The sequence below is a fragment of the Xenorhabdus sp. KJ12.1 genome (assembly GCF_963876495.1).
GTDB lineage: Bacteria > Pseudomonadota > Gammaproteobacteria > Enterobacterales > Enterobacteriaceae > Xenorhabdus > Xenorhabdus stockiae.
Window position 1 is genome coordinate 1 of record NZ_CAWNQH010000093.1, and the last position, 11,932, is coordinate 11,932.

An 11,932-nucleotide genomic window follows, 5' to 3' on the forward strand; every position below is an offset into this window, starting at 1 on the left:
AACTGCTCAGTAATGTGAAAAAATTCTTGAAAAAATCTGCAAATAGACTCTTTCAGAGAAAGTAAATCGAGTGTCTCACTATTATGAAAAGTTATTTAGACAGGCTTGGGCCGCCGAGAAAGGATACTGACCCCAAATAGCAGTTGGAAAAATAGTTAAAACAGCAAAAAACCGTCATTGAGTATCTTTTGTTATAAATAAAAGATATTAATGACGGTTTAATTATAATTAGGTTGAATTAGAGTTTTGTAAATTGTTTATTATCTAATACCTTGGAAACTTCTTTATTTAAAATATTCAGTAGAAGAATTGAACGAGTTTCTCCATCTGGTTCATTATAAATTGCCTGAATCCCTTCAAAAATCCCTTCTGTTATCAGAACAGTATCACCGGCAACAGGAGTTTCTGGTGCAGTGAATTCCTGTTCAGTCGCATTCATTAATTCATCGATTAATTGTTGTGGGACAACCGCTGGGTATGTACTGAAACGGATAAAGTGATTAACCCCCCGCGTTGAATTAACTGTGGTGGTATGAATCACTTCTGGATCAAAGTTCACAAAAAGGTAGTTCGGAAAAAGAGGTTCGGTTACGGTCGTTCTTTTGCCCCGTATAATTTTTTCAATTTTGGCTGTGGGTGTCAGGCAAATGACATCCTGTCTCTCCAGGTTTTCTATCGCCCGAGAGATTTGCCCGCGTTTACAATAAAGAAGATACCAATTTCCCATAATATTCCGACTCCATTACACAATGTACTAAGCATAACAAAAGCGATATACCAGAATCACCTATAAAATGAAGCATAACAAAACCGATATAAGCAAATCATATATAAAGTGCAAAATGTGTTTAAAGAAAATGACATGTTTTTATAGGCAGTAAAGCGTCTTACGGGCCAAAATCCACATCTTATACACCTTATCTTTCAAGTTGCCTCTTTGTTGGCTGAGCAAATTCATTCCCGACAAATTTGATGCTCTCTTGCCGCCACGGTGAATTTTGAAATCCATTGTGTATCATTATTAAACCGATAATAGTTTCATTTTACTTATCATTATGAATTAAAATGATTTTTATAGATAAAATTGCAGAATGGTTTATTTTTTGAATAAATGCATATTAAGAGGATAGCACTATTTTATTGGTGTAAATGAATAGCTTAAAATTTATCTACGTAATCAGACGTTTTTCGTGCAATTGGGTAAGCAGGAATGGAGGCTGAACAACGTTTCTCTGTGTCTTAGCAAAAATACAATAAATTCATTGATTTTTAGTAAGTTATGGGTTTACCTTGTAACCTGCATTCGAGAGCTTATAATGTCCTTCCCCCTTAAAAATCGGCATAATTGAATAATATGAAATACCGCGATCTAAGAGACTTTCTTTCCTTGCTGGAACAATCTGGTGAATTAAAACGAATTAGTATGGAAGTTGATCCCTATCTGGAAATGACCGAAATCGCGGATCGTACTCTTCGTGCCGGTGGGCCTGCTCTGTTGTTTGAAAACCCAAAAGGATATTCGATGCCGGTTTTGTGCAATCTGTTTGGGACGCCTAAGCGGGTTGCGATGGGGATGGGGCAGGATGATGTTAAAGCTCTGCATGATGTTGGCAAATTACTGGCTTTTCTCAAAGAGCCGGAGCCACCAAAAGGTTTTCGTGATTTGGTTGGTAAGTTGCCTAAATTCAAACAAGTTTTAAATATGCCAACCAAGCGTCTTAGTTCTGCGCCTTGTCAGGAGCTGGTCTGGGAAGGGGATGATGTTGATTTGACCCGAATCCCGGTGATGCACTGTTGGCCTGAAGATGCTGCTCCTCTGATTACATGGGGTCTAACTGTAACCAGAGGGCCAAATAAAGAACGCCAGAATCTGGGTATCTATCGTCAGCAAGTTTTGGGTAAAAATAAGCTTATTATGCGCTGGCTGTCACATCGCGGTGGGGCGCTCGATTTTCAGGAATGGTGTCAGGCTCATCCGGGGGAACGTTTTCCTGTTTCTGTCGCTCTGGGTGCGGATCCTGCCACAATTTTAGGTGCTGTTACGCCTGTACCTGATACCCTGTCTGAATATGCTTTTGCCGGATTGTTGCGCGGGCATAAAACGGAAGTTGTGAAATGTTTATCCAATGAATTGGAAGTGCCTGCCAGCGCTGAGATTATCCTTGAAGGATATATTGAGCCGGGTGAAATGGCACCGGAAGGGCCATATGGTGACCATACTGGTTATTATAATGAAATAGATATGTTTCCTGTATTTACCATTACCCACATTACCCAGCGTCGTGATGCTATCTACCACTCTACCTATACAGGGCGTCCACCGGATGAGCCGGCGGTATTGGGTGTTGCATTAAATGAAGTGCTGGTACCGATCCTGCAAAAACAATTCCCTGAAATTGTCGATTTTTATCTACCTCCTGAGGGTTGTTCTTATCGGCTTGCCGTCGTTACGATGAAAAAACAATATGCAGGGCATGCCAAACGGGTCATGATGGGTGTTTGGTCATATCTGCGGCAATTTATGTACACAAAATTTGTGATTGTCTGTGATGATGACATTAATGCCCGAGACTGGAATGATGTTATCTGGGCAATAACAACGCGGATGGATCCGCAACGGGATACTGTCTTAATGGAAAATACACCAATTGACTATCTCGATTTTGCATCACCTGTTTCCGGGCTTGGCTCAAAAATGGGATTAGATGCAACCAATAAATGGCCGGGAGAGACACAAAGGGAATGGGGGCGTCCGATTGTCATGAGTGATGAGATCCGGGCCCGTGTCGATGAAATTTGGGATCAATTAGATATTTTGAAGCGATAAGAGGGAACGCATGACAACACTAAGCTGTAAAGTAACATCGGTTGACTCCATTACAGATACAGTTTATCGGGTTCGTTTATTACCTGATTCGCCTTTTTCTTTTCGTGCAGGGCAATACCTTATGGTAGTGATGGATGAGAGGGATAAACGCCCCTTCTCTATGGCATCATCGCCATCAGAACACCAGACGATTGAATTGCATATAGGGGCTTCTGAATTGAACCTGTATGCAATGGCGGTGATGGATAGGATCCTGGATCAGAAAGTTATTGATATCGATATTCCACACGGGCAAGCGTGGTTTCGTGAAGACAGTAAAAGCCCGATGCTATTAATTGCAGGAGGAACCGGGTTTTCATATACCCGTTCTATTTTACTGGCTGCCTTAGAGAACGATCCTGAGCGCGAAATTGCAATTTATTGGGGTGGGCGTGAGCTGCAACATCTCTATGATTTGGGTGAATTACAGTCTTTAAGTGAACGTTACCCTAATTTAACCGTCGTCCCTGTGGTTGAGCAGGCTGATGGTAATTGGCGGGGAAGAACGGGAACTGTATTAAGTGCTGTTCTGGAGGATTTTGGCAATTTAGCTCCGTATGATATTTATATCGCCGGCCGTTTTGAGATGGCTAAAATTGCCCGTGAACGGTTTTGCAGTGAGCGTGATGCTTCTCTTGAGCGTATGTATGGTGATGCGTTCGAGTTTATCTGATTTATACACTTCGTCTTTCAAGTTGCCTCTTTGTTGGCTGCGCTCGCTCACCCTAGTCACATAGTTAACTATGCTCTTGGGGATTTACTCCCTTGCCGCCGCGACGCATCTTGAAATCCATTGTGTATATACCTATCATCTGGTGAGCAATAATAAAAAAACCCGCCCCTGACAGGCGGGAAACTACGGCAACAACTTATTTGAGTGATGCAATAGATAAGACAGACAAGGGGAAAATACTCACAAATAATCGTCAGATACTCCGATAGCTAAACTCTTTCAATAATCGTGGCAATGCCCTGACCCAGCCCGATACACATGGTTGCTAATCCGAACTGGACATCTTTACGCTCCATCAGATTCAGCAAGGTTGTTGTGATCCTGGTACCAGAACAGCCCAATGGATGACCAAGTGCAATAGCACCACCATTCAGGTTAATTTTGTCATCCATACTATCCAGCAGATTCAGACCCTTCATACATGCCAGCGATTGGGCAGCAAATGCTTCGTTTAATTCAAACAGGTCAATATCCGAAAGAGTCAGACCGGCTTTTTTCAATGCCATTTGTGTTGCCGGAACAGGGCCATAACCCATGATAGAAGGATCGCAGCCAACAACCGCCATTGAGCGGATACGGGCACGAGGCTTCAATCCCAGTTCACGTGCTTTACTTTCACTCATGACCAGCATTGCTGATGCACCGTCTGAAAGAGCTGAAGAGTTACCAGCGGTTACACTACCCGTGACTGGGTCAAAGACAGGGCGCAGACCAGCTAAATCTTTCAGATTAGTATCCGGGCGGATAACCTCATCAAAATTAATAAGCTGAATGTTTCCGTCAGCATCGTGCCCGTGCAGAGGGGCAATCTCACTGGCAAAGGCTTTTGACTCTGTCGCCTGTGCAGCGCGCTGATGTGAACGCACAGCAAATTCATCCTGCATTTCACGGCTGATACCATGCATTTTTGCCAGCATTTCAGCCGTCAGGCCCATTACACCTGCTGCTTTTGCTACATTACGGCTTAATTTAGGGTGGAAATCGACGCCATGAGTCATCGGAACGTGGCCCATGTGCTCAACACCACCAATCATGGCGATATTGGCATCTCCCGTCATGATCATGCGGGTAGCATCATGCAATGATTGCATCGAAGAGCCACACAGACGGTTAACGGTAACCGCGGGTACTGAATGCGGAAGCCCGGCCAGTAAGGCTGCATTACGGGCAATATTAAACCCTTGTTCCAGTGTTTGTTGTACACACCCCCAAGAGATATCATCAATCTGCTCAGGTTGTACTGATGGGTTACGTTTAAGGAGTGACTTCATCAAATGTGCTGAGAGATCTTCGGCACGGGTCTGACGGAATACTCCACCTTTTGAGCGCCCCATCGGGGTACGGATACCATCAATAATGACTACGTTTTCCATGTTTTCAGACCTCACGCTGTTTCACCTGAATTAACAGCAAGTTTTGCTGCCGCAGGATAGTAACTTTCATTGCTCTCAGCTTTCGCTTTCAGGCCGGCTGGAACCTGATAAAGTGCACCTAAATGGGCATAGCTTTCAGCCAGTTTCACATAGGCTGCTGTTCCCATTGTATCCAGATAACGGAAAACGCCACCGTGGAATGGAGGGAAACCTAAACCATAAACCAGCGCCATGTCTGCCTCTGCAGGGCTGGCAATCACACCTTCTTCCAGACAACGAACAACTTCGTTAATCATTGGGATCATGGTACGTGCAATGATATCTTCGCCAGAGAAAGTCTGTTTAGGCTGGCTTACACCTGCCAGTAACTGATCGGTGATCTCGTCCTGCTCTTTTTTCGGTTTACCTTTTCTATCCTGAGTGTATTTATAGAAACCAACACCATTTTTCTGGCCGTAACGCTCGTTTTCAAACAAGACATCAATGGCATCCTGATAATCACGGCTCATACGCTCAGGAAAACCTTGGGCCATAACGCTTTGTGCGTGATGGGCAGTATCAATCCCAACTACATCAATCAGATAAGCAGGGCCCATCGGCCAGCCAAATTCTTTTTCCATGATTTTGTCGATTTGACGGAAATCACCACCATCTCGCAATAACATGCCAAAGCCGGCCAGATATGGGAATAGAACACGGTTTACGAAAAAGCCGGGGCAATCATTCACAACAATCGGGGTTTTGCCCATTTTGCTGGCATAGGCAACAACAGCAGAAATTGTTTTTTCTGATGTTTTTTCTCCACGAATGACTTCAACCAGCGGCATGCGGTGAACTGGGTTAAAAAAGTGCATACCACAGAAGTTTTCTGGTCGCTGCAGTGACTTGGCTAATTCAGTGATGGGAATAGTGGAAGTGTTGGATGCAAGAATGCAATCATCATTAATATGAGATTCTGTTTCTGCCAGTACTGCTGCTTTAATTTTCGGATTTTCAACAACGGCTTCGACTACAATCTGAGATTGCTCAATACCGGCATAATTCAGTGTTGGTTGGATTGATGACAAAATCTTAGCCATCTTCATCGCATCCAGACGTCCGCGCTCAAACTGTTTGTTCAGCAATTTAGCCGCTTCATTCATGCCGAGATCCAGCGCTTTCTGATTAATATCTTTCATCAGAACCGGCACACCTTTACGTGCTGATTGGTAAGCGATACCGCCACCCATAATACCCGCGCCCAGAACAGCGGCATGTTGAGGTGTTGAAACTTCTTTCAGATGTTTTTTTGCCAGACTTTTTACATACTGATCATTCAGGAAGATCCCGACTAAAGCACGGGCAACTGAAGTATGCGCCAGCATAACGAAGCTATCACTTTCCAGTTTTAATGCTTCATCGCGATTCAGAGTCGCTGCTTTTTCAATGGTTTTTACCGCAGTAATTGGAGCCGGATAATGAGGCCCTGCGACTTTCATTACCATGCCTTTAGCCACTGTGAAGCTCATGGTGCGTTCAATCGTATTAAGGCTAAGTGGGACTAGTTTCGGTTGGCGGGCGGCTTTCCAGTCTAAATCACCTTTAATAGCCTGTTCCAGAATAGAAACAGCAGAGTTAACCAGTTTTTCAGCAGGTACAACGGCATCAACCAAGCCATTTTTCAACGCTTCTTCTGCACCGATATCTTTGCCGGCTGTAATAATTTCAAGGGCATTATCAGTTCCGATCAAGCGTGGCATACGAACTGAGCCACCAAAACCCGGCATGATACCTAGTTTAGTTTCTGGTAAACCGATACGAAGATCGGGGGATGCTACGCGAAAATCAGTGGCAAGTACCAATTCGCAACCACCACCAAGCGCATACCCATTGATTGCGGAGACTGTAGGAACCGCGAGGTCTTCAATTCGGTTGAAAATGTTATTAGCGAGATTCAGTAATTCATGCAGTTTTTCTGCCGGAGCGCTGAATAAAGATAAAAATTCTGTGATATCAGCACCGACGATAAAGGCTTGTTTTTCAGAACGGATTAATAGCCCTTTTAATTCAGATTGTTGTTCAAGGGTAGCAATTGCCTTATCCAGTGATGCAACAGTCTTGGTATCCAGTTTATTAATTGCGGCTGACGCATTGAAGATCAGTTCTGCAATGCCATCTTTCAGCCAGTTTACTTGAATAGTTTCACTTAGGTAGAGCATGTCATTCTCCTCAATGAGTGCATACCATCTGGTATGACCAGATGCAGTTGATTGTGATTAGTGTGTTAAGTGAATGCAAACCAATGATTAATTTTTTGTAGGGCGGATCACAGGTAAGATTTATGATGGGAAGTGCTATTTTTTATTATTGCTTTGAAAAATATAAATATTATCAGTTAATTCTTATTAAGTTGATTTTCAGTGATGACACGAAAAATAATGTATTGTGGTAAAATTCAAATTCCGGCCAGATAACCCAAAGGTTCATAAAATGGAAAAGTTGGCATCTCTGTATCAAGAACATATTAAAATTTTGCAAAAGCGCGCTAAAGAAATATTAGCACGCAGTCAGCTTGACGCCCTGCTTATTCACTCTGGTGAATTATTACGAGTATTTCTCGATGATAGCCATTACCCGTTCAAGGCAAATGCACATTTCAAGGCATGGGTTCCTGTAACCAAAGTACCGAATTGCTGGTTATGGATCGATGGTGTCAATAAGCCCAAATTATGGTTTTATTCCCCAGTGGACTATTGGCACAGTGTGGAACCACTTCCTCACGGATACTGGACGGAAGAAGTGGAAATGTTCCATCTGGCTAGCGCCGAAGATATCAACGCAGCACTGAATGGTTTTTCAAAACAACATACGGCCTACATCGGCGAACAAGTTGAACGTGCTAAATTGCTGGGGATCTCCGAGCATAATCTTAACCCCAAAGCCGTTTTAGATTATTTAAGTTACCATCGTTCCTATAAGACAGATTACGAACTGGCCTGTATGCGTGAAGCGCAGAAGACAGCAGTGAATGGCCATATGGCGGCACATGATGCGTTTTTGTCAGGTGTCAGCGAGTTCGAAATCAATATGTTCTATCTGATCGCAACAGGCCACCGTGATACTGATGTTCCTTATGACAATATTATCGCTCTGAATGAAAATGCTGCTGTTTTGCACTATACAAAGTTGCAGCAAACTGTACCTGCTGAAATTCGCAGTTTTTTGATTGATGCGGGTGCAGAATATAATGGCTATGCTGCGGATATCACCAGAACTTATGCAGCAAAATCAAACAGTGAGTTTGCTTCTCTGATTAAAGGACTGAATGACGACCAGCAGGCAATTATAACCACGATCAAAGCGGGTACTCGGTATACCGATTATCATGTCAATATGCACTATCGCATAGCCAGGTTGCTGAAAAAGCACGATATCATTAATGGAATTAGTGAAGAGGCTATGGTTGAAAAAGGGCTGACAGCGCCGTTTTTCCCTCACGGTCTTGGTCATCCGCTTGGATTGCAGGTACATGATTCCGCCGGATTTATGCAGGATGATACCGGAACTCATCTGGCTGCGCCGGAAATGTATCCTTATTTGCGTTGCACACGTGTTCTGGAGCCAAGAATGGTTTTGACCATTGAACCGGGGCTTTATTTTATTGAAACCTTATTGGCGCCGTGGCGTGTCAGCGAATACAGCAAACACTTTGACTGGAAGAAGATCGAGGCGCTTAAGCCATATGGCGGTATTCGTATTGAAGATAATATCGTTATCCATGATGGAAAAATTGAAAATATGACCAGAGATTTACAGTTGCCGTAATGAAGCCTTATTTAATTCCAGCGGCTTCAGTCAGCTTTACTGAAGAAATAAAGAAAAGCCGTTTTATTACCCTGCTGGAGCATACCAGCGGGGTTGATGAAGCAAAATCGTTTATTCAACGTATCAAACAGCAATACCCTGATGCCCGGCATCACTGCTGGGCTTTTGTTGCTGGCGCTCCCGATGATTCTCAGCAGTTAGGTTTTTCAGATGATGGAGAGCCTACCGGAACCGCGGGTAAGCCGATGATTGCACAATTGATAGGAAGCGGTTTAGGGGAGATCACTGCAATATCCGTCCGTTATTTTGGGGGGATTAAACTAGGTACTGGCGGGTTAGTGAAAGCCTACGGTAATGGCGTTCAGCAGGCGCTCAAGCTATTGGAAACAGAGTATAAAATTCCACAAAAACAGTACCAGATACAATGTGAATATGCACAAATCTCAATGGTAGAACAGTTATTACAGCAATTTTCAGGGCAAGTACTTGCCAGCGAATATACGGAAAATGTTACATTGCAAGTCTCATTACCTGCTACCCTTGCAGATGAAATAGGTAATAAATTACGTGACTTAAGTCGCGGTACGCTATTTTTAACATCAAAAGAATAATTATTTTGTCATACCTGATTTCGAAGGAACCTGCTGAATGCATTTTCGCACCATAACCCGTATTGTCGGGCTACTTGTCATTATTTTCTCTGTCACAATGATTATTCCGGGGTTGGTGGCATTGATTTACCGAGATGGTGCCGGCAAAGCTTTCAGTCAGACATTCATTTTTGCACTTCTGATTGGTTTGGTACTTTGGGTACCCAATCGGGAACAAAAATATGAATTGAAGCCTAAGGAAGGTTTCTTGATCGTTGTACTGTTCTGGACTGTACTGGGTAGTGTCGGTGCTTTGCCTTTTATTTTCTCAGAAAAACCTAATCTTTCTATTACTGATGCTTTTTTTGAATCTTTCTCAGGATTGACGACGACAGGAGCAACAACACTCGTTGGTCTTGATTCCCTCCCTAAAGCCATTCTCTTTTATCGGCAAATGCTGCAATGGTTGGGAGGAATGGGAATCATCGTACTGGCGGTTGCGATCCTGCCTTTGCTGGGGGTCGGGGGAATGCAGCTTTATCGTGCTGAAATGCCGGGGCCACTGAAAGATAATAAAATGCGTCCTCGTATTGCTGAAACGGCAAAGACTCTCTGGCTGATTTATGTTTTGTTAACCATTGCCTGTGCGGTTGCCTTATGGGCAGCCGGGATGTCAGTTTTTGATGCCATTTCTCATAGCTTTTCTACTATTGCGATAGGGGGGTTCTCGACCCATGATGCCAGCGTAGGTTTTTTTAATAGCCCAACGATTAATACTATTATTGCAATTTTTCTGCTGATCTCTGGCTGTAACTTTGGTTTGCACTTCGCAGTGCTTTCAGGAAGAAGCCTAAAAGTCTATTGGCGTGATCCTGAATTTCGTATGTTTATCAGTATCCAGTTGGCATTGGTCGTTATATGTATGCTGGTTTTGTGGCAGCATTCCGTTTATGAATCAAAATTAAATGCACTGAATCATGCCTTCTTTCAGGTTGTATCGATGGCAACTACAGCAGGGTTTACGACGGACAGTTTTGCTAAGTGGCCACTGTTTCTGCCATTTCTGCTACTGTGCTCTGCATTTGTCGGCGGATGTGCCGGATCGACTGGTGGTGGTTTGAAAGTCATCCGCATCTTGTTGTTGTTTCTGCAAGGCTCCCGCGAATTGAAGCGGTTAGTTCATCCTAATGCGGTATACACAATTAAACTGGGGCGTAGGGCATTACCGGAAAAAATTATTGAAGCAGTTTGGGGGTTTTTCTCCGCTTATGCATTGGTTTTCATTATTAGCATGTTGTTACTGATCGCTACAGGCGTTGATGAGTTTTCTGCGTTCTCTGCTATTGCCGCAACACTGAATAATCTTGGGCCGGGATTGGGTACGGTAGCTGATAACTTCACTACAATGAACCCGACAGCGAAATGGGTTTTAGTGGTGACAATGTTGTTCGGGCGTTTGGAAGTTTTCACTTTATTAGTCTTATTTACGCCAACTTTCTGGCGCGATTAATCTAAGAAGATAAAAGGGCGTATTTATGAATTACCTATTGCTCTATTCCACACAGGATGGACAGACTAAGAAAATAATCATGCGTATTGCAGAAAATATTCGCCGGACAGGTATCAATTGTGACTTGAGAGATCTTGCGACAGTCAATCATATGAATTTGCTTCCTTATAATAAGGTGATGATCGGGGCTTCAATACGCTACGGGAACTTTAATTCGGTATTACATAAGTTTGTTGTTCGTCATCAAAAGCAATTGAATCAACTACCGACAGCTTTCTTCAGTGTCAATTTAACAGCAAGAAAACCAGAAAAAAGAACGCCCGAGACGAATGCGTATGTTCGTAAGTTTTTGGTAAAAAGCCCTTGGCAGCCAGATTTGTGCGATGTTTTTGCCGGAGCACTACTTTATCCTCGCTACCGTTGGTTCGATCGCATAATGATTCAGCTCATTATGCGTATGACCGGAGGGGAAACAGATACAACAAAAGAGATTGAATACACCGACTGGGCCCAAGTGGATCATTTTTCTCAGACATTTTTGCAGCTAGAGCCTCAAAAAGAGACCTAAAAGTCATCTTTTTGTTGGTTATTACGGCGTTTTGAGGAAAAAAGAAACGAACGAAAAGAAAATGCAAAAAAACTATTGTCAGGGCCGAAAAACTCCCTATAATGCGCCACCACTGACCGACGCTGAGCTGCAACACGCCGCGAAGGACAGCGGAAGGAAAGCGAAAATAAACGCTTGACTCCGGAGGCAAAAAGCGTAAGATACGCAGCCTCGCAACGCGGAAGACGCTTCCGGTTGCCACCGCTCTTTAACAAATTAATCAGACAATCTGTGTGGGCACTCGCAAGACACTATCGACAGCCGAAAGGCAAAAAAAGATTAAAGTCTTGAAGAGTGACTGAAACAGTTAATTCATTACGAACTAACAGTAACGATTCTTTGAGCATCAAACTTTTAATTGAAGAGTTTGATCATGGCTCAGATTGAACGCTGGCGGCAGGCCTAACACATGCAAGTCGAGCGGTAACAGGAAGCAGCTTGCTGCTTTG

Annotated in this window: 9 protein-coding genes and 1 rRNA gene; 7 read left to right on the plus strand and 3 right to left on the minus strand. The window is 43.4% G+C overall.

Annotated features, from left to right (window positions below; genetic code table 11):
* Window positions 1-238: 238 nt before the first annotated feature.
* Window positions 239-727 (minus strand): transcription/translation regulatory transformer protein RfaH, encoded by a 489-nt coding sequence (gene rfaH, locus AACS92_RS16505; protein ID WP_099111837.1) that lies wholly within the window; start codon window positions 725-727, stop codon window positions 239-241.
* A 627-nt stretch (window positions 728-1,354) separates the two neighbouring features.
* On the opposite strand from rfaH, the gene ubiD reads away from it, so the two are divergent.
* Both ubiD and fre read left to right on the plus strand, forming a co-directional pair.
* The gene (gene ubiD / locus AACS92_RS16510; RefSeq protein ID WP_099111838.1) at window positions 1,355-2,827 is read left to right on the plus strand and encodes a 4-hydroxy-3-polyprenylbenzoate decarboxylase; all 1,473 of its coding nucleotides are present in this window, start codon (window positions 1,355-1,357) and stop codon (window positions 2,825-2,827) included.
* A 10-nt stretch (window positions 2,828-2,837) separates the two neighbouring features.
* On the plus strand, window positions 2,838-3,539 hold the full coding sequence (fre, locus tag AACS92_RS16515) for an NAD(P)H-flavin reductase (RefSeq protein WP_099111839.1): 702 nt from the start codon (window positions 2,838-2,840) through the stop codon (window positions 3,537-3,539).
* A 269-nt stretch (window positions 3,540-3,808) separates the two neighbouring features.
* Here the strand turns inward: fre and fadA are convergent, their stop codons facing one another.
* Both fadA and fadB read right to left on the minus strand, forming a co-directional pair.
* Complete coding sequence (gene fadA, locus AACS92_RS16520) at window positions 3,809-4,972, minus strand: acetyl-CoA C-acyltransferase FadA (RefSeq protein WP_099111845.1); 1,164 nt, start codon at window positions 4,970-4,972, stop codon at window positions 3,809-3,811.
* An 11-nt stretch (window positions 4,973-4,983) separates the two neighbouring features.
* A complete protein-coding gene (gene fadB, locus AACS92_RS16525) occupies window positions 4,984-7,170 on the minus strand; it encodes a fatty acid oxidation complex subunit alpha FadB (protein ID WP_099111840.1) in 2,187 nt (728 codons plus the stop codon).
* Window positions 7,171-7,441: 271 nt separating this feature from the next.
* Here fadB and pepQ point away from each other — a divergent pair, with 271 nt between their 5' ends.
* The 5 genes from pepQ to AACS92_RS16550 all read left to right on the plus strand — a co-directional run.
* Window positions 7,442-8,776, plus strand: coding sequence for a Xaa-Pro dipeptidase (gene pepQ / locus AACS92_RS16530; RefSeq protein ID WP_099111841.1), 1,335 nt, complete (start codon window positions 7,442-7,444; stop codon window positions 8,774-8,776).
* Window positions 8,776-9,387, plus strand: coding sequence for an IMPACT family protein (locus AACS92_RS16535; protein WP_099111842.1), 612 nt, complete (start codon window positions 8,776-8,778; stop codon window positions 9,385-9,387). The genes pepQ and AACS92_RS16535 overlap by 1 nt, the downstream gene beginning before the upstream one ends.
* Before the next feature lie 37 nt (window positions 9,388-9,424).
* Window positions 9,425-10,876 carry a Trk system potassium transporter TrkH gene (gene trkH, locus AACS92_RS16540; RefSeq protein ID WP_099111843.1) on the plus strand — a complete coding sequence of 484 codons (1,452 nt, stop codon included), beginning with the start codon at window positions 9,425-9,427 and terminating at the stop codon, window positions 10,874-10,876.
* Window positions 10,877-10,901: 25 nt separating this feature from the next.
* Window positions 10,902-11,444: a menaquinone-dependent protoporphyrinogen IX dehydrogenase gene (hemG, locus tag AACS92_RS16545; RefSeq protein ID WP_099111844.1), complete on the plus strand. Its 543-nt coding sequence runs from the start codon at window positions 10,902-10,904 to the stop codon at window positions 11,442-11,444.
* Window positions 11,445-11,838: 394 nt separating this feature from the next.
* A 16S ribosomal RNA gene (locus AACS92_RS16550) occupies window positions 11,839-11,932 on the plus strand; the annotation flags it as partial.